The following is a 20,899-nucleotide window of genomic DNA, read 5'->3' on the forward strand; positions in this document are numbered from 1 at the left end:
CCGATTGTTCTGGTATTTGATGGACGGCCTGGCCAGGCGCCTTTCGCCTGGCTCCAACCCCGTGCACAAGGAATTCGTCCATGAGCTATCGCCTCCTCGGCCACTCCGGTCTACAGGTCTCCACGCTGACCCTGGGCACCATGATGTTCGGCGAACAGACCAGTACCGAAGAGTCACTGCGCATCATCGACAAGGCCTGGGACCAGGGCATCAACTTCATCGACACCGCCGATGTCTACACCCAGGGTCGCTCCGAAGAGATCGTCGGCGAAGCCATCGCCCGGCATCGCCACGACTGGATCCTGGCGACCAAGGTCGGCTTCGGTCCGGCCGACGGCGTGCCTAACCGCAGCGGCTTGAGCCGCAAGCATATTTTCAACGGAATCGAAGCCAGCCTGAACCGCCTCGGCACCGACTACCTGGACATCTATTACCTGCACCGCGAAGACCACAACACGCCGTTGCAGGTCACAGTGGCGGCCATCGGTGACCTGCTGCGCCAGGGCAAGATCCGCTACTGGGGGCTGTCCAACTACCGTGGCTGGCGGATCGCCGAAGTGGTGCGCCTCGCCGACGAGCTGGGTATCGAGCGGCCGGTGATCAGCCAGCCGCTGTACAACATCGTCAATCGTCAGGCCGAGACCGAACAGATCACCGCCGCCCAGGCCTATGGCCTGGGTGTGGTGCCCTACAGCCCGCTGGCCCGAGGGGTGCTCAGCGGCAAGTATGCGCCGGACGTCACGCCAGACAGCGCCAGCCGCGCCGGGCGCCAGGACAAGCGCATCCTCGAAACCGAGTGGCGGGTCGAATCCCTGCGTATTGCCCAGCAGATTCAGCAGTACACCCAGCAACGCGGGGTCGGCATGGTCGAGTTCGCCATCGCCTGGGTGCTGAACAATACCGCCGTCAGTTCGGCGATTGTCGGCCCACGGACCGAGCAACAGTGGGATGCCTACACCAAGGCCCTGAGCGTGCGCATCAGCGCTGAAGACGAAGCCTTTATCGATTCGCTGGTGACCCCGGGCCACGCTTCCACTCCTGGTTTTAACGATGTCAGCCACTTCGTTTCCGGACGTACGCCTTTCCCAAGTTGATACTCGACGGTGGCTGCTGCCTGACAGCGGCCACCGTCTTTTCCACCTTGTTCGCTCTTTCTGCGCAGGCATTGGTCGAAGGCAGCGGGCAAACGAGATATTTTCCCGTAACCCACGCTTAATCCGAGTAAACCTCTCGGGCCAAACCCTCTATATTCCCCCCACGGTTCATCACCGCTTTTTCCATTCGCTCAATGACTCTGGTCGTACGAGGACAGTGTGTCTAAAGGTATTGTTTTATCGGTCCTGGCGTCGGTGCTGTTTGCCGTCATGTATTTCTACACGTCCTTGCTGGAGCCGCTGACCGGGGTGGAAATCTTCGGCTGGCGAATGTTGCTGACGGTGCCGTGCATGACGGTCTTCATGGTGGTTTCCGGGGAATGGCGCCGGGTGCGCGAAGTGCTGCTGCGAGTGGCGGGCAAGCCGCTGTTGCTGCTGGGCCTGTTGCTGTCGTCAGGGCTGTTGGGCGTGCAGTTATGGCTGTTTATGTGGGCGCCGCTCAATGGCCACAGCCTGGATGTGTCCCTGGGGTATTTCCTGCTGCCGTTGACCATGGTCCTGACCGGGCGCCTGGTGTATGGCGAACGCCTGTCGCGCCTGCAGAAGATCGCCGCGTTTTTCGCCTGCCTGGGGGTGCTCAACGAGCTGTATCAGGTGGGTAGTTTCTCCTGGGCCACGCTGCTGGTGGCCATCGGTTATCCAACCTACTTCGTGCTGCGCAGGCGCCTGGCCGCAGACAACCTCGGCGGGCTGTGGCTGGACATGGCGCTGCTGTTGCCTGTCGCCCTGTGGTTTGTACAGAGCGGCGAACAAGGCTTTGCGGTGTTCGACCTGTGGCCCTGGCTGTATCTGTTGATTCCGTTGCTGGGGGTGATCAGCGCCTCGGCACTGGTGTGCTACATCATCGCCAGCCGGCTGTTGGCGTTCAGCCTGTTCGGCCTGCTGAGCTATGTCGAGCCGGTATTGCTGCTGGGGGTGTCACTGCTGCTGGGGGAAAGCATCAAGGCCGGCGAGTGGCTGACCTATGTGCCGATCTGGATGGCGGTGCTGGTGTTGGTGTTTGAAGGGTTCAAACATCTGGTGCGTCAGCGTCGGGCTTGAGACGCCCTTGGTACGCTTGGCCCTGAGACGAGTGTCAGGGCCGGCGCAGCCTACGGCAGCGGCTACAGACAACGCCTCACATACCGAGCGAACTCAAGGCTTGATTTGTTTCAGCTCGTTGAGCAAGGCCAGCAACGCCTGCATCTTCTCCTCGCCGAATTGCTGCTGGATCTTCTGGTAGTTGATTTCCATGTCGCCACTCATGGACTCGAAGCAGGCCTGACCCTTTTCAGTCAGGGTGATGAACAGCCGGCGCTGGTCCTCGGGTGATTTGCGGCGGCTGACGTACTCGTCACGCTCCAGGCGCGTGAGCACCCCGGTCATGCTTGGAGGCAGGATGCACGCCATCTTGGCCAATTGATGGCTTTCCAGTTCGCCGTTCTGGCGCAGGATGCGGATCACCCGCCACTGCTGTTCGGTCAAATCATGCTGGTTGAGGGACGGCCGGAAAAAAGCCATGGCCGCTTCACGGGCTTGGAGCAGCGTTAAGGTCAGGGAAGGTCTTGGCGTCGTCATCTAAAGGTCGGTCAACAGGCTGGGAATCAACGCTAGGCGTCGCGGAAATAAACATTAACACATTCACTATCAGCAATTCCCGGGCAAAATAAAGCCCGATCGAAGAACCTTCGATCGGGCCTGTTTTCAAGCGGTCACTGGCTTACTCGGTGGCGAGTACGCCACGACGAACCTGATCACGTTCGATCGATTCGAACAGCGCCTTGAAGTTGCCTTCGCCGAAGCCATCGTCGCCTTTACGCTGGATGAATTCGAAGAACACCGGGCCCATCAGGGTTTCCGAGAAAATCTGCAACAGCAGGCGGCGGTCACCGGCTTCCGACGAACCATCCAGCAGAATGCCCCGCGATTGCAGTTCGTCCACCGGCTCGCCGTGATTCGGCAAACGGCCTTCGAGCATCTCGTAGTAGGTTTGCGGTGGCGCGGTCATGAAGCGCATGCCGATCTTCTTCAGGCGGTCCCAGGTATCCACCAGATCGTCGGTCAGGAACGCCACGTGCTGAATCCCCTCACCGTTGAACTGCATGAGGAACTCTTCGATCTGCCCCGCGCCCTTGGACGACTCTTCGTTGAGCGGGATACGGATCATGCCATCCGGCGCGGTCATGGCCTTGGAGGTCAGGCCGGTGTATTCGCCCTTGATGTCGAAATAACGAATCTCGCGGAAGTTGAACAGCTTCTCGTAGAAACCGGCCCAGTAGGCCATGCGCCCGCGATACACGTTGTGGGTCAGGTGATCGATGATCTTCAGGCCCGCCCCTTCCGGGTTACGGTCGACGCCGTCCAGGTACACGAAGTCGATGTCATAGATTGAGCTGCCTTCGCCGTAGCGGTCGATCAGGTACAGCGGCGCGCCGCCAATGCCCTTGATCGCCGGCAGGTTCAGCTCCATCGGGCCGGTGGCGATATGGATCGGCTGAGCCCCCAGCTCCAGAGCACGGGAGTACGCCTGCTGGGCATTCTTGACGCGAAAGGCCATGCCGCATACCGACGGACCGTGTTCGGCGGCGAAGTACGAGGCCACGCTGTGGGGCTCATTGTTGAGGATCAGGTTAATGGCGCCCTGACGGTACAAATGCACGTCTTTAGAGCGATGGGTCGCGACTTTGCTGAAACCCATGATCTCGAAGATCGGTTCGAGGGTGTTTGGCGTAGGCGATGCGAATTCGATGAATTCAAAGCCCATCAGGCCCATTGGGTTTTCGAAGATATCTGCCATGGTTGGCGCCTCATCATTATTTTTAGAATTAACGTCCGCGGTCGCGGGCTGCTAGTTGCTATCAATGCTGAGGGCTGGAGGTGGCGCGCAAGAGATGCCACGCACGCTGCGGGCGAGGAAATCACCGTAGATCAGTTGGAACCCGAGTATCTTCATTTCGACCCTGACTTGCTTACAGGCTGCGGGCGAGGCTTCTGCTGCCAGAAGACATTATTCTTGTATGCGTAACCAGATTCTACACAGCGTAAATAGTTTTGTCCGCAATCTCTATAAAATCCGCTTTTTGCCCAAAGTCGCAAGGGGTTTGTTGCACTGATAGATCCCCAGCAGGATCAAGGCTGCGCCCAGGCCCATGCTCAGGGTCAACTGCTCGCCCAACAGCAGTGCCCCCAGGATCACCGCCGTCAGCGGGTTGAGCGCAATGAAAACGCCAGAGCGCGTGGCGCCGATCCGGCGCAGGCCATCGTAGTACCAGATGTAGGCCAGCGCCGAACCCATCAGGCCCAGGTACAGCAGACTCAGGCTCTGCACCGCACTCAAGTCCAGTAACGCTTGCGGATTCAGCTCGCCGCGCAGGGCGGTAGCGGCACCCAGCATGAGGGTCCCCAGAACAATCGAATACGTCACGGTGTGCAGCGGCCCAAGGCTCTGGTTGAGCCCTCGGGAAAACAGCGAGTAGACGCCCCACCCCAGCACGCAACCAAAGATCAGCAGGTCGCCGAGCCCACCGTCGGCCGTGCCCTGCAACGCCTGCGGGTCTCGAGTGAGGATCACCAGCACGGCGCCCAGTACGCAAACAACGATACCCAGAACCTGGCGCCGACTCAGTTGCTCACGAAACAGCAGCCACGAAGCCAAGGCAATCACCGCCGGGTTCAAGGCCACGATCAAGGACGCCCGCGACGCGCTTATCCGCTGCAAGCCGTAGAAGAAGCACAGGTTGTAAAAGAAAATCCCGAAAAACCCCAAGATCAGCAGTTGCACGCACTGGCGCAGGTTCGGCCGCACCAGCGGGATCCGCTTGCAAGCCATAAACAGCAACAGCGCAAGGCTCGCCAGCAGAAATCGCAAGCTGGCGGCCAGCAGCGGCTCCAGCGCCCCTGACAGCAGGCGTCCGGCAACGAAGGTTCCGCCCCAGATCATGGTGACCGCGATGAGTTTGCAATAGACCGCTCTGTCAGAAGGACCGGAGGGTGTTTGGTCGAACGTTTTCATAAGATTTCAGCACCGGCTTACCTGGGATGGGCTTATTCTTTGTCTAATCAAAGATCATCGTAAAATGAGCAATCACTCATGACCCTGACTCAATTGGAGATTTTTTCCCTGGTCGCCGAATTGCGTGGTTTCACGACGGCCGCCAGCCGCCTGGGAATCACCCAGTCAGCGGTGTCCCACGCCATCAAGGCGCTGGAGCAAGAGCTGGGTGTGGAGCTGATTCGCCGCCATCAGGCACAGGTCGAGCTGAGCGATATTGGCCAGCAACTATTGCTGCGTGCCCGGACCATGCTGGGCCTGGCCGCAACCATGCACCAGGAAGCTGCCGATGCCCGAGGCATGAAGCGCGGCACCCTGCGCATCGGCTCGTTTGGGCCAACCTCTTCGATGAAACTGCTGCCGGCCATTCTCGCCGAGTACCGCAGCCGATACCCCGGCATCGAAGTGCACATCGACGAAGGCCCGGATCGACAGGTCGTGCAATGGCTCGAGGAGCGGCGCATCGACGTGGGTTTCGTGGTGCTGCCCCAGGAGCGCTTCGATACCTTTGCCTTGTTGCAGGATCAATGGGTGGCCCTGTTGCCGGCTCAACACCCACTGGCAAATGAAAGCGCCGTCAGCCTGGCCCAGCTGTGCGTCGACCCCTTCGTGCTCACCGAGGCCGGGTCAGCCGAGCTGGTGACCCGGCTGTTTCATCAGGCCGGCCTCAGCCCCAACATCCGCTATCGCAACTCGCAGTTGCTCAGCACCCTGGAAACCGTAGCCCGTGCCGAGGCCGTGAGCCTGGTGGCCGAGCTGGCACTGCCGACCATGCACGATCCGCGCTATGTACGCAGGCCCCTGACCCAGCCAGCCAAACGCCAGATCGGCATGGCTGTGCTGGATCGGCGCCAGTCATCGCCGGCGACGCTGGCGTTTATCGAGCAGGCCCAGCGCCTGTACCCAAGATCCCAGGGCGCAAAATAGGCATCCCGTCTATCCTCCCCCTCACCCGGGTTCGATATGTACCCACTGCGATCCCCCTTCTTCTGGCGCCAGTGTCCAGGCGCCGTCCCGTTATAGGTTTGGTCTATGCCATTGACCGTAAAAGGTCCGCAGAAACGCTCGACCCGTGCCCTGCGCACGCTGCTCATCGGCTTGCTGCCGGTGCTGCTGGGCATGATCATCCTGTACCTGCAGGCTGAGCGGGCGCTGCTCCAGAGCAGCCAGCAAACCGCCGAGGAAGCGATCCGCCAGTTCGACCTGATGCTCGACAACAGCGATATCGCCGCCCGCGTGTTGCTGCCTCTGGTTGGCGAGCCTTGCGATGAGACCCGGCAACTGGCGTTGCGCGACCAAGTCACACGCCGTCCGTTCGTGCGCTCGACCAACCTGGTCTGGCGGAACGACAACTACTGCAGTTCATTGCTCGGGCGTTTTTCAGCCGCCCTGGACCCACGAGACTATGTCGACGGTCGGTTGTGGTTGATGAATGGCAACCCGATCACACCCGATACTGCCCTGCTGATCTACCGCCTGAGCCAAGGCGAGCGCTCCGCGCTGGCGACCATCGACGGCTATCACCTGACGAACGCCCTGCGCCTGATCAGCCGTTACGCCGACCTGAAACTGCAAGTGGGTAACAGTTGGCTGTCAGCGGACGGCAAGGTCCATGGGCTACCTGTGCCATCCGCGCCGGTGGCCCACCAGGAGTTGGACTCCGCGCGCTACCCCTACCGCGTCAGCGCCGGCTTTCCCGAAGGCGATGTCTGGCTCTATATGAAGGCCCAGTACCCGCCGCTGTTCAGCCTGCTGCTGTTCTTTGGAATTCTCTCGGGATTCGCCGGCCACTGGTGGCAAAAGCGCTCGTCATCACCCAGTCACGAGCTGCAGCGGGCCCTGGGCGCCGCGGAGTTCATTCCCTACTTCCAGCCGGTGGTGCGTGGCGATACCGAGCAGTGGGCAGGCCTTGAAGTTCTGATGCGCTGGAAGCATCCCAAGGAAGGTTTGGTGCGCCCGGATTTGTTCATTCCGTTTGCCGAGCACTCCGGCCTGATCGTACCCATGACCCGCTCCCTGATGCAGCAGACCGCACAGCTGCTGGCGCCCAACGCCTCAAGCTTCAGCGATAACTTTCACATTGGCATCAACATCACCGCCAGCCACTGCCATGACCTGCAACTGCTCGATGACTGCCGCGACTTTCTCGCCCAGTTCCCCGCCGGCAAGGTGGTGCTGGTGCTGGAACTGACCGAACGCGAGTTGGTGGAACCCACCGCCATGACCCACAAACTGTTCGAAGAATTGCACAAGTTGGGGGTAATGATCGCCATTGACGACTTCGGAACCGGGCATTCCAGCCTGGCGTACTTGCGTCAGTTTAATGTCGACTATCTGAAGATTGATCAGAGCTTCGTTGCCATGATCGGTATTGACGCCCTTTCGCGTCATATACTCGACAGTGTCATCGAGCTCTCGGCGAAGCTGGACTTGGGCATCGTCGCCGAAGGTGTTGAAACACTAGAACAACGGGATTATCTGGCGGGGAAAGGCGTCGATTTCCTGCAAGGTTACTTGTTTGGTCGACCGATGGCGGGGGATGAATTCCTAACTGAGTTGGCGCGCCACTAAATAGCCATTTGCGCAAAAAAACACACAATGCATTGCCATTGTCATGCACCAATTTGAATCATCATTAGCAATTGATTCTTGCAAGAACAACATGATTTACTCTTGCCCCGTTAACTACTACAATTTTTCTGGCCTGTACAAGATTCACCGATAGGTCATTAAATTGAGTCGTTCCACGGCTCTTGGCCTCATCGTTTTGTATGTGCTTGGTATCAGCCAAATACCTTATTGGAGTAAAGATATTGTCCAGACTCGCTGAATTTCGTGCAGCAGAAAAAGCACTTCAAGAACAGCTCGCGCAGCTGGAATCCCTGAAGAACGATGCCGGGCTCAAAAAGGAAATCGAGTTCGAGGAAAAACTTCAGGGCCTGATGAAAACCTACGGCAAGAGCCTGCGCGACATCATCGCGATTCTCGATCCGAACCCGGGCAAGTCCCAGCCAGCAGCCTCTGCCCCGAAACAACGTCGCGCTCGCGTGGTCAAGGTCTATCAGAATCCACACACCGGTGAGCTGATTGAAACCAAGGGCGGCAATCATCGCGGGCTCAAAGCCTGGAAAGAAGAGTATGGCGCTGCCACTGTAGATTCCTGGCTACGCGGTTAACAACGCTTCGGTCACCAGGGCCCCGCATTGGCGGGGCCTTTGCTTTTTAGCAGTTTCGTTTATAGCCAATTGCATTAGTTACAACAGGCTAAATATTCACAACCTCAAGCATCCGCAATAAGGTTTGGCGAGAATCGGCACCTGCGTTCCAGATCACGCGCATTGCACAAGAGCCACCCCATAACTTTGTGCTTAATTCGTTGTCATGGATGCGGAGCATTCTCTGCCAATGGAAATACCCTGCCAAGAGCAAGGTTAAAGTTTCAAGCTATTTCGGGTAGCGAGTATTTCATCCTGACTCTCTGCATAAGCCGTCGCCTGGCCAGCGTAAGAAAGTACATAGGCCTTATCGGCATCCAACGCCGCCACCAGTGTTTGCGACAACACATGCCGACCGTTCTGAGTAATGGTGCAGGTGGTTTCAAGAGCAGAGAGGCGACTCAATTGCGCTTCATGAATCCGATTGCACACACTTTGATAGCCACCTTGTGCAAAGTCCTTTTGCACTGACTTGCGCATCTCCAGCAGCACACCTTGAAGATTCACTGCATGACCACTTTCAACCTCCGTCATCGTCAACTCCATAACCAGTACCGGGGTGCCGCCGGCATCATTTTTCACTGCGCGCTGACGAGAGACTTTTGAACTCGGTTCGGCCGGCTGTTCGGGCAACGCCTCCACTTGCCACCCGCTGGGCCAGGCAATCACCGGCTCCGCAGCCTGGGCCAGGGCGCAGAGCAGCAGGCTGCATGTGAGGGCGGCGGCTTTTACGAAAAAGGGCATTGTCAGCAATACCTGAGAAACGGGTCTCAAAGTTTGCAGGTGACGCCAGGATTGGGCAATAGATCAGGAGCTTTGGGTTTGGCGCCAAGGACGGCTGTTGCGTATCATTGCGCATCCCAAGGATGCCTGAATCATCGCAAGCCAAGGCACCGCTCGTTTGCCCGAGCGCCGTTTGCCCCACTTTTTTCCGGAGGGCCCATGAGCCTGCACGAACTTGATACTTTCCCTGGCGTTACCGCCCAGCCTGACTCCGCCACCGCCAACTTTGTGTTCAACCACACCATGCTGCGGGTCAAGGACATCACTCAATCCCTGGATTTCTACACCCGTGTCCTGGGCTTCTCGCTGGTAGAAAAACGCGACTTCCCCGAGGCTGAATTCAGCCTGTACTTCCTGGCCCTGGTGGACAAGGCGCAGATCCCGGCTGACGCCGCAGCGCGTACCCAATGGATGAAGTCGATCCCGGGGATTCTCGAACTGACCCATAACCACGGCACCGAAAACGACCCGGATTTCGCCTACCACAATGGCAACACTGACCCTCGCGGCTTTGGCCACATTTGCATCTCGGTACCGGACATCGTTGCCGCCTGCGAGCGTTTCGAAACACTGGGCTGCGACTTCCAGAAACGCCTGACCGATGGCCGCATGAAAAGCCTGGCCTTTATCAAGGACCCGGACGGCTACTGGGTCGAAATCATCCAGCCGGCCCCGCTGTAGCAACTCGTTTTAACGGGCAAATAAAAACCCCATGAGCCTGGCTCATGGGGTTTTGTTTTTTGCGTCACCGCTTTACGCCGGAGCCGAGGTCCGGATCAAGTGGTCGAAAGCACTGAGAGATGCCTTGGCCCCCTCGCCTACCGCAATCACGATCTGTTTGTACGGCACCGTGGTGACGTCACCGGCAGCGAACACCCCGGGCAGAGACGTTTCACCGCGAGCGTCGACGATGATCTCGCCCCGTGGCGACAACTCGACAGTGCCTTTGAGCCAGTCCGTGTTGGGCAGCAAGCCGATCTGGACAAAGATCCCTTCCAGCTCGACGGTGTTGAACTCACCCGAATCACGGTCCTTGTAGACCAGGCCGGTGACTTTCTGGCCGTCGCCCTTCACTTCGCTGGTCAGGGCGCTAGTGATGACCTTGACGTTCGGCAGGCTGTGCAGCTTACGCTGCAGCACCGCATCGGCGCGCAACTTGCCGTCGAATTCCAGCAAGGTCATGTGACTGACGATACCCGCCAGGTCGATGGCCGCTTCAACCCCAGAGTTGCCACCGCCGATCACTGCTACGCGCTTGCCTTTGAACAATGGGCCGTCGCAGTGCGGGCAGAAGCACACACCCTTGGCCTTGTACTCCTGCTCGCCCGGCACACCCATTTCACGCCAGCGGGCACCGGTGGCCAGGATCAGCGACTTGGCCTTGAGGCTGGCACCGCTTTCAAAGCGCACCTCATGCAACCCGCCCACTTCGCTTGCCGGGATCAGGGCGCTGGCGCGCTGCAGGTTCATGATGTCGACATCGTACTGACGAACGTGGGCTTCCAGGGCTCCAGCCAGTTTCGGGCCTTCGGTCTCCTGCACCGAGATGAAGTTTTCAATGGCCATGGTGTCCAGCACCTGGCCGCCAAAACGTTCGGCGGCGACACCCGTGCGGATGCCTTTACGAGCCGCGTAGATTGCTGCTGCGGCGCCCGCCGGGCCACCGCCGACCACCAGCACGTCAAAGGCGTCTTTGGCGTTGATTTTTTCGGCCTGTTTCTCGATCGCGCTGGTGTCGATCTTGCCGAGGATTTCCTCAAGCCCCATGCGGCCCTGGCCGAAGTTCACGCCGTTCAGGTACACGCTGGGGACGGCCATGATCTGACGCTCGTCGACCTCGTCCTGGAACAGCGCGCCGTCGATGGCCACGTGGCGGATATTCGGGTTCAGCACCGCCATCAGGTTCAGTGCCTGGACCACGTCGGGGCAGTTCTGGCAGGACAGCGAAAAGTAGGTTTCGAAATTGAATTCGCCCTTCAACGAGCGAATCTGCTCCAGCACTTCAGCACTGGCTTTCGAAGGGTGACCGCCAACTTGCAGCAAGGCCAGCACCAACGAAGTAAATTCGTGGCCCATTGGGATACCGGCAAAACGCAGGCTGATATCGCTTCCCGGGCGGTTCAACGAGAACGAAGGCTTGCGCGCATCGGTACCGTTATCGAGCAAAGTGATCAGGCTCGAAAGACTGGCAACTTCTTTGAGCAGTTCAAGCATTTCCTGGGATTTCGCACCGTCGTCGAGGGAGGCTACGATCTCGATCGGCTGGGTGACCCGTTCCAGGTATGACTTCAACTGAGATTTAAGATTGGCGTCCAACATACGGGCGATTTCCTTTTAATTCGGTAAAAAAAACGCCCGAGCGAAGGTCGCCCGGGCGTTTTGAGGGCGGTGCAGCTTACTTAAGGTGCGGTAAAACCCGCCCTGAGGTGCTTCACGGACTTAGATCTTGCCGACCAGGTCCAGGGATGGAGCGAGGGTGGCCTCGCCTTCTTTCCACTTGGCTGGGCAGACTTCGCCTGGGTGGGCGGCAACGTATTGAGCGGCCTTGATCTTGCGCAGCAGCTCGGATGCGTCACGGCCTACACCGCCATCGTTGATTTCGACGATTTTGATCTGGCCTTCAGGGTTGATCACGAAGGTGCCACGGTCAGCCAGACCTGCTTCTTCGATCAGTACGTCGAAGTTGCGGGAGATGGTCAGGGTTGGGTCACCGATCATGGTGTACTGGATTTTGCCGATGGCTGGCGAAGTGTTGTGCCAGGCAGCGTGGGCAAAATGGGTGTCGGTCGAGACGCTGTAGATTTCGACGCCCAGTTTCTGGAATTCGGCGTAGTTGTCGGCCAGGTCTTCCAGCTCGGTTGGGCAAACGAAGGTGAAGTCAGCTGGGTAGAAGAATACGACAGACCATTTGCCTTTCAGATCGGCGTCCGACACTTCGACGAATGCGCCGTTTTTGAATGCGGTTGCTTTGAACGGTTTAACTTGGCTGTTGATGATAGGCATCGTTGACTCTCCGTCAGTGGTTGAAAACTTGATGGGGAGAATCTTAGCCAACCCGCCGCCGATGCGCTCATTGGCAAACCTGATGCTACCGATTGGTTTTGACTATCAGCGGACTGTATTAATAGAAGAAACCCGAATCTACTGTTCGACCGGTTTTTCTTCGAGACGGGCCATGCCCAGGAAAGGGCTGGCCTCGACGTAGCGCATGGCTGACTTCACGTCTTTCCAGCCGACATAACTCATCAAGGACTTCAGATCCCAGCCACTGCGGTGAGCCCAGGTCGCAAACCCGCGGCGCAGTGAATGGCTGGTGTAGCCTTCGGCCGCAATCCCGGCCCGCTCCAGCGCCTGGCGCAACAAAGGGATCACGCTGTTGGCATGCAGCCCCTGCTCGCTCAGATTGCCCCAGCGATCGATGCTGCGAAAAACCGGACCACGCACCAACGCCGCGCTGGCGATCCACTCGATATAGGCCTGCACCGGACATAGCCGCTGCAGCGACGGTGTCTGGTAGGTCCTGCCGAGGTTCTCTCGATCACTCTTGCTGCGCGGCACGTACACACGGATGCCGGAACCGGCAATGGCCTGCACGTGCTCGACGTGCAAACGACACAACTCGTCGCTGCGAAAGCCGCGCCAGAAGCCAAGAAGAATCAGCGCCGTATCCCGTCGGGCACGCAACAGGGCCGGCGTGTCCTCATCGACAATCGCCTGCCGAGCTTCCAGGGCGAGGCAGTTGACCACCTGCTCCAGATGCTGCAACTGCAAAGGCTCGGCCTGTTTTTCCTGGACTGGATGCAAAGCGCGAATCCCCTTGAACACCTGCCGCACCACAGGCGCCTTGGTCGGATCGGCAAAACCCTGGCTGTTATGCCACTGCGCCAGGGCCGAGAGCCGCAGCTTCAGCGTGTTGATCGATAACTCACCGGCATAGGCCGCCAGATAGCGCGCCACACTGTCGCTGGTGGCGGGCAGGAAACCACCCCAACTCACCTCAAAATGTTCAATGGCGGCTCGATAGCTGCGCCGCGTGTTGTCACGCGTCGCGGCTTGCAGGTAACGATCCAGCTCACTCATGGGGATGCTTCGCTCTAAACGTACGGAAACTCGAGAAAAAAAGCGTAAATCGCTACTGACACGGGGTAATACCACTATATCCCATGTCATTAACGTAAAAGATTTTATTAAAATAATGCGCTATATTGTATGTAATTACATGGTACATACCACAACACGAAATCGTAGGAGAGCACATGGCTCGCGGCGGCATAAATAAAGCGGTGGTGCAAACGGCACGCCTGGCGATCCTCGCGCGCGGCGAGCACCCGAGCATCGACGCAGTACGCATCGAAATGGGCAATACCGGCTCAAAAACCACTATTCATCGTTATTTGAAGGAGCTGGATGACGGGGTTGCACGCACGGGCACCCCGCCCCAGGAGCTTGAGGACGAACTGGCACAGCTGGTTACGCGCCTCGCAGAGCGTCTGCGAGAGCAAGCTCAGGAGCCCATCGAGCAGGCCCAGGCACAATTTGCGGCGCACAGGCTGGCCCTCGAAGAGCGTCTCGCAGAAGCTGAAAACACACGGGCTCAACTGCAGCAGCAACTGGACGTTCAAGGCGTAGCACTGGCGAATGAGAGCGCCACCCTGCTCAGCACTCGCTCCACGCTACAGAGCGAACAGACCCGCAATGCTGGCCTGAACCAGGCCTTGAGTGATTTCGAACTGCGCCTGAATGACAAGGACCAGCAAATCAGCTCCCTGGAAGACAAGCACCTGCATGCCCGTGACGCGCTGGAGCACTACCGCAGCGCGGTGAAGGATCAGCGCGAACAGGAGCAGCGACGTCACGAAGGGCAGCTGCAACAGGTCCAGATGGAGCTGCGCCAGGCACAGCAAAGTGCACTGGTTCGCCAGGATGAGATCACCCAACTGCATCGAGACAATGAGCGACTGTTCAATGAGAACCGCGCCACTCAAAAAGAGCTGAAGCAGACTCAGGAGCAGGCGAAGAAGAGTGATGCGCGGATTGAGCAACTGCTGGAGCAATCAGGCCGCATGGACAGCGACCGGACGCTGCTTCAGGAACGCCTGCGCGTAGCCCTTCTGGAGAGCCACGCACTCAAGCAGCAAGCTGAAGAGCAGGCCCGCAGCAACAAGGAGTTGGAATTGCGCGCGACCAAGGCCGAGGCCGGCCTTGAAGCCCTGCGTCTGGCCACGCCACACAAGGCACAGCCAGATGCACAGGAACCACCGCCGAACGCTTAGGCGCCGACTGGGGTACGCATGGTGACGAACTCTTCGGCGGCAGTCGGGTGCACGCCGATGGTTTCGTCGAAGTCGCGTTTGGTTGCGCCAGCCTTCAAGGCAATGGCCAGCCCCTGAACGATCTCACCCGCGTCGGGCCCGACCATATGGCAGCCCAGGACCTTATCGGTCTTGGCATCCACCACCAGCTTCATCAGGGTGCGCTCCTGGCATTCGGTCAGGGTCAGTTTCATCGGCCGGAAACGGCTTTCAAAAATCTGCACCTCGTGCCCCTCCTCCCGCGCCTGCTCTTCGGTCAGGCCGACCGTACCGATGTTGGGCAGGCTGAACACGGCGGTAGGGATCATCCGGTAATCCACCGGACGATATTGCTCAGGCTTGAACAGGCGTCGCGCCACAGCCATACCTTCGGCCAAGGCTACGGGCGTCAGCTGCACGCGGCCGATGACATCGCCAATGGCCAGGATCGAGGGCTCGGCGCTCTGATACTGCTCATCAACCTCGACAAAGCCACGCTCATCCAACTTGACCCCGGTATTTTCCAGGCCCAGGTTGTCGAGCATCGGCCGCCGCCCCGTGGCATAGAACACGCAGTCGGCCACCAGCTCTCGACCATCCTTGAGGGTGACGCTCAGACTGCCATCGGCCTGTTTGTCGATCCGCTTGATATCCGAATTGAACTGCAGGTTCATCCCGCGCTTGGTCAATTCTTCCTGCAAATGCTTGCGCACCGCACCATCGAAGCCCCGCAGGAACAGCTCGCCGCGATACAGCAACGTGGTGTCCGCACCAAGGCCGTGGAAAATCCCGGCAAACTCGACGGCGATGTAACCACCCCCGACGACCAGGACACGCTTTGGCAGCTCCTTGAGGAAGAACGCCTCGTTGGAACTGATGGCGTGTTCGCGCCCCGGAATATCCGGGATCTGCGGCCAGCCGCCCGTGGCGATCAGGATGTGCTTGGCGGTGTAGCGCTGGCCATTGACCTCCACCTGATGGGGATCGATCAGTTTGGCGTGGCCCTCGTGCAAGGTGACACCGCTGTTGACCAGCAGATTGCGGTAAATCCCGTTGAGGCGATGGATTTCCCGGTCCTTGTTGGCGATCAGGGTTGGCCAGTCAAAGCTCGCATCACCCAGGGTCCAGCCAAACCCTTGGGCCTGCTCGAAGTCTTCGGCGAAGTGTGCGCCGTACACCAGAAGCTTCTTCGGCACACAGCCGACGTTGACGCAGGTGCCACCCAGATAGCGACTCTCGGCCACGGCGACTTTCGCCCCAAAACCTGCGGCAAACCGCGCCGAGCGCACACCGCCGGAACCGGCGCCAATTACATAAAGATCAAAATCGTAGGCCATTTCACTCTCCCAGGCAGGCTGACAGCATAACCGCAGTTATCGATACGGTCAGCGCAGTGCATTTAACATCGGGGTAGAAAACGAAAAAGCCACCCGAAGGTGGCTTTTCAGTACAGGGTCCCGCCAGGGCTATCAGTAAGCCTTGCCAGTCTTGTAGAAGTTCTCGAAGCAGAAGTTGGTTGCGTCGATGTAGCCTTCGGCGCCACCGCAGTCAAAACGCTTGCCTTTGAACTTGTAGGCCATCACGCAGCCGTTTTGCGCCTGCTTCATCAGGGCGTCGGTGATCTGGATTTCGCCGCCCTTGCCTGGTTCGGTTTGCTCGATCAGGTCGAAGATGTCCGGGGTCAGAATGTAACGACCGATGATCGCCAGGTTCGACGGTGCGTCTTCCGGCTTTGGCTTCTCGACCATGCTGTGTACGCGGTAGATGTCGTCGCGGATCATTTCGCCGGCGATTACGCCGTACTTGTGGGTTTCCTGCGGGTCGACTTCCTGGATGGCCACGATCGAGCAGCGGAACTGCTTGTACAGCTTGACCATCTGGGTCAGCACGCCGTCGCCGTCAAGGTTCACACACAGGTCATCCGCCAGGACCACGGCGAAAGGTTCGTCGCCAATCAGTGGACGGCCGGTGAGGATGGCGTGGCCCAGGCCTTTCATTTCGGTCTGACGGGTGTAGGAGAACGAGCACTCGTCGAGCAACTTGCGGATACCGACCAGGTATTTCTCTTTGTCGGTGCCCTTGATTTGGTTTTCCAGCTCGTAACTGATGTCGAAGTGGTCTTCGAGGGCGCGCTTGCCGCGACCGGTCACGATGGAGATTTGGTTCAATCCGGCATCCAGCGCTTCTTCAACGCCGTACTGGATCAGTGGCTTGTTCACCACTGGCAGCATTTCTTTAGGCATGGCCTTAGTCGCTGGCAGGAAGCGAGTGCCGTAACCGGCTGCTGGGAACAAGCATTTCTTGATCATATGAGTCCTTAAAAGGGCTGTGCTTACGAGTTCGGCGCAGTCTAATCAGGCGGCGAGCACCTTACAATGCCCCGCGCTGGCTAACCGCTGCCATCATAGAGAAATATTCAAGCAGATAGTTCCACAGCATCCTGCAGATCGCTCCCCAGGTAAATCGCCGCCGCCCTGGCCGGAGGAAGTTTCAGAACATTCCCCTGTTGCCCCGAGCGTTAAATGCCACGCCCTTGAGGGGCGTTTGCCGCTATGATTACGCCCTTGATCCCGCTCACGAGACCTCTAGATGTCGGCAGCAAAAAGCATAAACGGTTACCTGATCAGTAAAGCGCAAGACGGCCAATGGTGGGTGACCAGCAGCAACGGCGAAAACATCGCCGGGCCGTTCGCCTCCGAAGCATTGGCGATTGAAGTGGCTTCAGTCCTGCAGGATCAGCCTCCGCCCCCGGCCCGGCGGCGCAACGCCAAGCCCTGAGCCCGCAATAACCGCATCGAGCCCTGCAACTAGCAGGGCTTTTTGATTGTCTGTACCGTAATGGCCGTTGGCTATGGCATTGCACCTTGGCCTCGGCAACCGCGCCGCCCCTACTCTTGAATGACGACAACCTACATGAACAGACTTTTGGCACTGACCGCTGTATTGGCTCTGAGTGGATGCGCGACGGCCTCCAACACTTACCTGGCAAACGGCGAACAAGGCCTGAGCATCGATTGCTCCGGCGAAGCCAGCTCCTGGGCCAGCTGCTACGAGAAGGCTGACGCCTCTTGTGCGGGCACGGGCTACCGAATCGTCGGCACTGAAGGCACGCCCTCTCTGAAAGAGAGTGAAAAGACCCTGGGCGTCGATGTCGGCAACTTCAAGAGCCGCAGCGTGGTGGTGGTGTGCAAATAACCGGCACCTGCCGGCCTACATATGAATCTCGGCGAACTTGATACCCAGGCCACGGATCGTCTCGACCAGTTCGTCCAGCCGCGAGAATGACTCGACCTCATCGTTGTCATCCACCAGGAAATAGCTGCGCCCGGCGCTCTTCTTGAAAAAAACGATCCACTCTCCCGAATTCGCCGGATTTTGAATCACATGGGTCGCAGAGATATTACCCTCTGCATGCCGCTCCCTTACTTGCTCACGCTTCATGCCTGCTCCCAAAAAGACAATGCCGCCAAAGCATAGGCTTTGACGGCATCAGTGACGATGGTCGACAGTTTATCGGATGCCTTGGCCAATCAAAACGCCATCCAGCGTCTGACCGTACAAATTCACCCCATCATTGGCGTGAAACTTGACCCGGGTTTTCTCGATCGAGCCTTCCACCAGCCGCGGATCCTGCGGCCGCTCATGCTTGTTGACGAACGCCGCCACATCCCAGGCCTGCTGATCGCTCAGGGTTCCGGGCTTGCCCAGAGGCATGTTGTGCTTGATAAAAGACGCCGCCGTGTTGATCCGGTGCATCCCCGCGCCCCAGTTGTAGGAGTCCTTGCCCCACAACGGTGGCATTACATAATCCTGCCCGACCTTCTGCCCCTGGCCGTTATCGCCGTGGCAAACCGCACATTGAGCCTTGAACACCTGCTCGCCACGCGCGATGTCGTAGCCCTGGGCCGACTTGGACACTTCAGGGTAGCCGCGCCCCGGTAGCTCAACGCCGAGCGGCGCCTTGCTCGCCAGCCAGTAGGCGTACACCGACAACGCGGTGATTTCCTTGCTGTCCGCTGCGGGCGGCGTCCCACCGTTCATGCTGAACTGGAAGCAGCCCTGCAAGCGTTCGGCAAAGGTGTTGACCTTGTCGTTCTTTTGCCGATACGCCGGGTACATCGGGTAAGCCCCCCAAAGCGGCGCCGAGTTGGCCACCCGGCCCTGGCCAAGGTGACAGTTGCTGCAATTGAGACCGTTGCCGACAAAATTGGGCGCCATACGCTTGGTGTCGACAAACAGCGCATAGCCGTCACGGACCATCTTGCCGTAGGCGTTGTTCGGCAGTTCGCTTTCAGCCGGGGGCTGGAAGTATTGCCCGTGGCTGACAGCGGCCGGCGTCTGCAACTGGCTCTGGTCCTCCATGGCAATGGATGCCGCCTGTACAGAAGTTGCCAGCAAACCGAAGGCCAACGGGAACGAAAAACGAATATTCATGGCCGGCTCTCCTGGCTGTTCACGTTGGAAAAATAATCAGCCACTGCTGTCACTTCCTCTGCGCTCAAGGACTTGGCGATGTGCCCCATCAGGTCGTCCGGGTCATTGCGCCGTGTGCCATCGCGCCAGGCGTTCAGTTGGGCGGTCAGGTAGGCTGCGGATTGCCCGGCCAAAGGCGGAAAGGTCTGCCCCACCCCCACGCCACCCGGGCCGTGGCACGTCACACACTCCGGTACCTGTCGATCCCAGGCCCCACGCAGGGCCAGGCGTTCGCCCAGGCCATTGGGCGTTGCACTGCGGGAAATAGCGGGGGTCGCCGGGGCAGGCATGGCGGCGAGGGTTTGAGTGACGGCGCGAATTTCGTCCTCGGCCAGGGCCTTGGCCAGTGGCTGCATCACCGGGCTGGTGCGCGAACCACTGCGAAAATCTTCCAGCTGCTTGCTCAGATAGCCGGCCGGCAGCCCTGCCAGACGGGGAAAACCGGCTGCCGCCAGGCCCATGCCATCGGCTCCGTGGCACGAGACACAGGCCATTGCGGCAGGCTGCGCGCCACCCTGGGTGAAGACTTTCTGCCCCTCCACGGCGTGGGCAGATTGAACGGACAACAGCATCAGACTACTCAGCAGTATTCGATCCAGTGGGATCATGTCGAACTCCATTATTTTAGTTATATGCTTAGGCCTACTTAATATAAGCCTAAAAACAGTTGGCAAATAGCTATCACTGCTACAACTACAAAATCGGAGTCGAGCCACCGCACGCCAGAATATTCATCCACAAAAAAGCCCGCGGCGCTTCGAGACCCGAAGCGCGGCAGGCTGTTGAAAAAAATCGAGCGGCGGTCAGCCGGAAATGCATTCCTCGGCGGCCTTGCGGATATCGCCCGGGCGCATCGGAACGTTGGACATGCTCTCGTGCAGCTTGATGCTGCTGCCTCCCGAGCGCTCTTCAATATCAAACACTGCAGTCGGGCCTGAAGACACTTTCTGCGGAACAATGATGCGCATGCCGTCCTTGTGCGGCTCGACCTGCAAGGCTCCCCGGCTGCCGGCCAACTTCTCGGTGACGCACTTGGCGTACTCCGGCGGCTTTTTCCCCGAAATCACGTTCAGGGTGGGCGGCGCCTGGTTAATATCCGAGACGGTCGCACAACCGCTGATCGCCAGAGCCAGAATCAACACACCCCACTTCATACAAATCCTCCAATAAAAACCGTCCGACAGTGTAAATGGTGTTTTTCTCCGGCGCGGGAGGTTTTATCGCTCATAAATCGGTAAATAACTGTTTTAAATTGTCAAACCCGGCGGGAGCGGCCCGCTACTACCCCGTGCGGCCTGATAAACTGCGCCATCTTTCAGCTATCGTTTTGATTTTGTAGAAAAAGCCCTTCTGGAGGCGCCCATGAAATTTATCCACCAGCGCGAGCACCTCAACGAGGACGATATTGTCGTCATCGAATGCTCCCAGACCTGCAACATTCGCCTGATGAGCGACGCCAACTTCCGCAGCTTCAAGAATGGCGGTCGCCACAGCTACCACGGTGGGGCCTTCGACAAGTTCCCGGCCAAGATCACCGCGCCGAGTACCGGTTTCTGGAACATCACCATCGACACCGTGACCACCCGCGCCATCAGCGTTACCCGCAAACCGAGCCTGAAGCATTCGATCAAGATCGTCCGCCGCTCCAGCTCTAAACTGCGCTGATTCCGCTCTCACCTCGCCAACCCAAGACAGGTACGCCCGTGGCTCAAACGACCAAGTACGTCATCAAATACAAGCTCAACGGCGAGCGTCGCTTCGAATTCGCCCAACTCGAGACCGGCACCCAGGAAGAGGCACAGGCGGCCTTGCTGGCGTTGCATGGCCAATCCGAAGACGTGATCAGCGATGTCAGCGTGAGTAAAGCCCTGTAACGCCCGCGCCCTGTCCGACGCCCCATTCAAACGGCGCCGAGACGGCATCTCCTCGGAGTGTCCCTTGAGTAGTCACAGC

At 58.8% G+C, this 20,899-nt stretch carries 24 protein-coding genes; 11 read left to right on the forward strand and 13 right to left on the reverse strand.

Annotated elements, in window-relative coordinates:
* Positions 1–80 precede the first annotated feature (80 nt).
* Positions 81–1,094 carry an aldo/keto reductase gene (locus tag MF4836_RS27555; protein WP_078472997.1) on the forward strand — a complete coding sequence of 338 codons (1,014 nt, stop codon included), beginning with the start codon at positions 81–83 and terminating at the stop codon, positions 1,092–1,094.
* Between the two features lie 219 nt (positions 1,095–1,313).
* Positions 1,314–2,195 (forward strand): EamA family transporter RarD, encoded by an 882-nt coding sequence (rarD, locus tag MF4836_RS27560; protein ID WP_078472998.1) that lies wholly within the window; start codon positions 1,314–1,316, stop codon positions 2,193–2,195.
* A 93-nt stretch (positions 2,196–2,288) separates the two neighbouring features.
* Here rarD and hpaR read toward each other — a convergent pair whose 3' ends face one another.
* The 3 genes from hpaR to MF4836_RS27575 form a co-directional block, all read right to left on the reverse strand.
* Positions 2,289–2,711, reverse strand: coding sequence for a homoprotocatechuate degradation operon regulator HpaR (gene hpaR, locus MF4836_RS27565; protein ID WP_020294642.1), 423 nt, complete (start codon positions 2,709–2,711; stop codon positions 2,289–2,291).
* 142 nt (positions 2,712–2,853) lie between these two features.
* Complete coding sequence (hppD, locus tag MF4836_RS27570) at positions 2,854–3,930, reverse strand: 4-hydroxyphenylpyruvate dioxygenase (protein ID WP_078472999.1); 1,077 nt, start codon at positions 3,928–3,930, stop codon at positions 2,854–2,856.
* A 267-nt stretch (positions 3,931–4,197) separates the two neighbouring features.
* Positions 4,198–5,145: a DMT family transporter gene (locus tag MF4836_RS27575; protein WP_078473000.1), complete on the reverse strand. Its 948-nt coding sequence runs from the start codon at positions 5,143–5,145 to the stop codon at positions 4,198–4,200.
* 78 nt (positions 5,146–5,223) lie between these two features.
* On the opposite strand from MF4836_RS27575, the gene MF4836_RS27580 reads away from it, so the two are divergent.
* The 3 genes from MF4836_RS27580 to MF4836_RS27590 all read left to right on the forward strand — a co-directional run bounded on the left by MF4836_RS27580 (position 5,224) and on the right by MF4836_RS27590 (position 8,360).
* On the forward strand, positions 5,224–6,111 hold the full coding sequence (locus MF4836_RS27580) for a LysR family transcriptional regulator (RefSeq protein WP_078473001.1): 888 nt from the start codon (positions 5,224–5,226) through the stop codon (positions 6,109–6,111).
* Positions 6,112–6,216: 105 nt separating this feature from the next.
* The gene (locus tag MF4836_RS27585) at positions 6,217–7,755 is read left to right on the forward strand and encodes an EAL domain-containing protein (RefSeq protein WP_078473002.1); all 1,539 of its coding nucleotides are present in this window, start codon (positions 6,217–6,219) and stop codon (positions 7,753–7,755) included.
* A 242-nt stretch (positions 7,756–7,997) separates the two neighbouring features.
* A complete protein-coding gene (locus MF4836_RS27590; RefSeq protein WP_020294647.1) occupies positions 7,998–8,360 on the forward strand; it encodes a histone-like nucleoid-structuring protein, MvaT/MvaU family in 363 nt (120 codons plus the stop codon).
* A 255-nt stretch (positions 8,361–8,615) separates the two neighbouring features.
* Here the strand turns inward: MF4836_RS27590 and MF4836_RS27595 are convergent, their stop codons facing one another.
* Positions 8,616–9,143, reverse strand: coding sequence for a DUF4946 domain-containing protein (locus MF4836_RS27595; protein WP_078473003.1), 528 nt, complete (start codon positions 9,141–9,143; stop codon positions 8,616–8,618).
* 198 nt (positions 9,144–9,341) lie between these two features.
* Here MF4836_RS27595 and gloA point away from each other — a divergent pair, with 198 nt between their 5' ends.
* Positions 9,342–9,863 (forward strand): lactoylglutathione lyase, encoded by a 522-nt coding sequence (gloA, locus tag MF4836_RS27600; RefSeq protein WP_078473004.1) that lies wholly within the window; start codon positions 9,342–9,344, stop codon positions 9,861–9,863.
* A gap of 72 nt (positions 9,864–9,935) precedes the next feature.
* Here the strand turns inward: gloA and ahpF are convergent, their stop codons facing one another.
* The 3 genes from ahpF to MF4836_RS27615 form a co-directional block, all read right to left on the reverse strand.
* On the reverse strand, positions 9,936–11,501 hold the full coding sequence (ahpF, locus tag MF4836_RS27605) for an alkyl hydroperoxide reductase subunit F (RefSeq protein WP_078473005.1): 1,566 nt from the start codon (positions 11,499–11,501) through the stop codon (positions 9,936–9,938).
* 120 nt (positions 11,502–11,621) lie between these two features.
* Positions 11,622–12,185 (reverse strand): alkyl hydroperoxide reductase subunit C, encoded by a 564-nt coding sequence (ahpC, locus tag MF4836_RS27610; RefSeq protein ID WP_020294651.1) that lies wholly within the window; start codon positions 12,183–12,185, stop codon positions 11,622–11,624.
* Between the two features lie 138 nt (positions 12,186–12,323).
* Positions 12,324–13,262, reverse strand: coding sequence for a site-specific integrase (locus tag MF4836_RS27615; RefSeq protein ID WP_102047947.1), 939 nt, complete (start codon positions 13,260–13,262; stop codon positions 12,324–12,326).
* A gap of 176 nt (positions 13,263–13,438) precedes the next feature.
* Here MF4836_RS27615 and MF4836_RS27620 point away from each other — a divergent pair, with 176 nt between their 5' ends.
* Positions 13,439–14,455 carry a DNA-binding protein gene (locus MF4836_RS27620; protein WP_078473007.1) on the forward strand — a complete coding sequence of 339 codons (1,017 nt, stop codon included), beginning with the start codon at positions 13,439–13,441 and terminating at the stop codon, positions 14,453–14,455.
* On the opposite strand, the gene gorA is transcribed toward MF4836_RS27620, so the two are convergent.
* Together gorA and galU are read right to left on the reverse strand one after the other, a co-directional pair.
* Complete coding sequence (gene gorA, locus MF4836_RS27625) at positions 14,452–15,810, reverse strand: glutathione-disulfide reductase (RefSeq protein WP_078473008.1); 1,359 nt, start codon at positions 15,808–15,810, stop codon at positions 14,452–14,454. The two genes, MF4836_RS27620 and gorA, sit on opposite strands and share 4 nt — an antisense overlap.
* Before the next feature lie 132 nt (positions 15,811–15,942).
* Entirely contained in the window at positions 15,943–16,782 is an 840-nt protein-coding gene (galU, locus tag MF4836_RS27630; RefSeq protein ID WP_078473009.1) for a UTP--glucose-1-phosphate uridylyltransferase GalU, read from the reverse strand.
* Positions 16,783–17,062: 280 nt separating this feature from the next.
* Between galU and MF4836_RS27635 the strand changes: the two genes are divergently transcribed.
* Positions 17,063–17,251, forward strand: coding sequence for a hypothetical protein (locus MF4836_RS27635; protein WP_078473010.1), 189 nt, complete (start codon positions 17,063–17,065; stop codon positions 17,249–17,251).
* Positions 17,252–17,386: 135 nt separating this feature from the next.
* A complete protein-coding gene (locus MF4836_RS27640) occupies positions 17,387–17,668 on the forward strand; it encodes a hypothetical protein (RefSeq protein WP_043228295.1) in 282 nt (93 codons plus the stop codon).
* A gap of 15 nt (positions 17,669–17,683) precedes the next feature.
* Here the strand turns inward: MF4836_RS27640 and MF4836_RS27645 are convergent, their stop codons facing one another.
* From MF4836_RS27645 to MF4836_RS27660, 4 genes are all read right to left on the reverse strand, one after another.
* Positions 17,684–17,914: a hypothetical protein gene (locus MF4836_RS27645; protein ID WP_020294658.1), complete on the reverse strand. Its 231-nt coding sequence runs from the start codon at positions 17,912–17,914 to the stop codon at positions 17,684–17,686.
* A 69-nt stretch (positions 17,915–17,983) separates the two neighbouring features.
* Positions 17,984–18,907 carry a c-type cytochrome gene (locus MF4836_RS27650; protein WP_078473011.1) on the reverse strand — a complete coding sequence of 308 codons (924 nt, stop codon included), beginning with the start codon at positions 18,905–18,907 and terminating at the stop codon, positions 17,984–17,986.
* Entirely contained in the window at positions 18,904–19,554 is a 651-nt protein-coding gene (locus tag MF4836_RS27655; RefSeq protein WP_078473012.1) for a c-type cytochrome, read from the reverse strand. Before MF4836_RS27655 ends, MF4836_RS27650 begins: the two co-directional genes overlap by 4 nt.
* Before the next feature lie 195 nt (positions 19,555–19,749).
* The gene (locus tag MF4836_RS27660; protein WP_078473013.1) at positions 19,750–20,100 is read right to left on the reverse strand and encodes a hypothetical protein; all 351 of its coding nucleotides are present in this window, start codon (positions 20,098–20,100) and stop codon (positions 19,750–19,752) included.
* A 208-nt stretch (positions 20,101–20,308) separates the two neighbouring features.
* Between MF4836_RS27660 and MF4836_RS27665 the strand changes: the two genes are divergently transcribed.
* Both MF4836_RS27665 and MF4836_RS35630 read left to right on the forward strand, forming a co-directional pair.
* A complete protein-coding gene (locus MF4836_RS27665) occupies positions 20,309–20,611 on the forward strand; it encodes a DUF1883 domain-containing protein (RefSeq protein ID WP_020294662.1) in 303 nt (100 codons plus the stop codon).
* A gap of 38 nt (positions 20,612–20,649) precedes the next feature.
* Positions 20,650–20,820 carry a hypothetical protein gene (locus MF4836_RS35630; protein WP_178102990.1) on the forward strand — a complete coding sequence of 57 codons (171 nt, stop codon included), beginning with the start codon at positions 20,650–20,652 and terminating at the stop codon, positions 20,818–20,820.
* The last annotated feature ends 79 nt before the right edge of the window (positions 20,821–20,899 follow it).

It is taken from the genome of Pseudomonas sp. MF4836, from assembly GCF_002018875.1.
GTDB lineage: Bacteria > Pseudomonadota > Gammaproteobacteria > Pseudomonadales > Pseudomonadaceae > Aquipseudomonas.

Excerpts from the sequence above, each read along its gene's own strand:
- MF4836_RS27645 (WP_020294658.1), bottom strand. The coding sequence starts at position 17,914 with ATGAAGCGTGAGCAAGTAAGGGAGCGGCATGCAGAGGGTAATATCTCT.
- MF4836_RS27595 (WP_078473003.1), bottom strand. The coding sequence starts at position 9,143 with ATGCCCTTTTTCGTAAAAGCCGCCGCCCTCACATGCAGCCTGCTGCTC.
- hpaR (WP_020294642.1), bottom strand. The coding sequence starts at position 2,711 with ATGACGACGCCAAGACCTTCCCTGACCTTAACGCTGCTCCAAGCCCGT.
- MF4836_RS27555 (WP_078472997.1), top strand. The coding sequence starts at position 81 with ATGAGCTATCGCCTCCTCGGCCACTCCGGTCTACAGGTCTCCACGCTG.
- galU (WP_078473009.1), bottom strand. The coding sequence starts at position 16,782 with ATGATCAAGAAATGCTTGTTCCCAGCAGCCGGTTACGGCACTCGCTTC.
- MF4836_RS27660 (WP_078473013.1), bottom strand. The coding sequence starts at position 20,100 with ATGAAGTGGGGTGTGTTGATTCTGGCTCTGGCGATCAGCGGTTGTGCG.
- MF4836_RS27580 (WP_078473001.1), top strand. The coding sequence starts at position 5,224 with ATGACCCTGACTCAATTGGAGATTTTTTCCCTGGTCGCCGAATTGCGT.
- gloA (WP_078473004.1), top strand. The coding sequence starts at position 9,342 with ATGAGCCTGCACGAACTTGATACTTTCCCTGGCGTTACCGCCCAGCCT.
- MF4836_RS27655 (WP_078473012.1), bottom strand. The coding sequence starts at position 19,554 with ATGATCCCACTGGATCGAATACTGCTGAGTAGTCTGATGCTGTTGTCC.
- MF4836_RS27620 (WP_078473007.1), top strand. The coding sequence starts at position 13,439 with ATGGCTCGCGGCGGCATAAATAAAGCGGTGGTGCAAACGGCACGCCTG.
- MF4836_RS27665 (WP_020294662.1), top strand. The coding sequence starts at position 20,309 with ATGAAATTTATCCACCAGCGCGAGCACCTCAACGAGGACGATATTGTC.
- MF4836_RS27585 (WP_078473002.1), top strand. The coding sequence starts at position 6,217 with ATGCCATTGACCGTAAAAGGTCCGCAGAAACGCTCGACCCGTGCCCTG.
- MF4836_RS27635 (WP_078473010.1), top strand. The coding sequence starts at position 17,063 with ATGTCGGCAGCAAAAAGCATAAACGGTTACCTGATCAGTAAAGCGCAA.
- ahpC (WP_020294651.1), bottom strand. The coding sequence starts at position 12,185 with ATGCCTATCATCAACAGCCAAGTTAAACCGTTCAAAGCAACCGCATTC.
- MF4836_RS27615 (WP_102047947.1), bottom strand. The coding sequence starts at position 13,262 with ATGAGTGAGCTGGATCGTTACCTGCAAGCCGCGACGCGTGACAACACG.
- hppD (WP_078472999.1), bottom strand. The coding sequence starts at position 3,930 with ATGGCAGATATCTTCGAAAACCCAATGGGCCTGATGGGCTTTGAATTC.
- MF4836_RS27650 (WP_078473011.1), bottom strand. The coding sequence starts at position 18,907 with ATGAATATTCGTTTTTCGTTCCCGTTGGCCTTCGGTTTGCTGGCAACT.
- ahpF (WP_078473005.1), bottom strand. The coding sequence starts at position 11,501 with ATGTTGGACGCCAATCTTAAATCTCAGTTGAAGTCATACCTGGAACGG.
- MF4836_RS27575 (WP_078473000.1), bottom strand. The coding sequence starts at position 5,145 with ATGAAAACGTTCGACCAAACACCCTCCGGTCCTTCTGACAGAGCGGTC.
- MF4836_RS27640 (WP_043228295.1), top strand. The coding sequence starts at position 17,387 with ATGAACAGACTTTTGGCACTGACCGCTGTATTGGCTCTGAGTGGATGC.
- gorA (WP_078473008.1), bottom strand. The coding sequence starts at position 15,810 with ATGGCCTACGATTTTGATCTTTATGTAATTGGCGCCGGTTCCGGCGGT.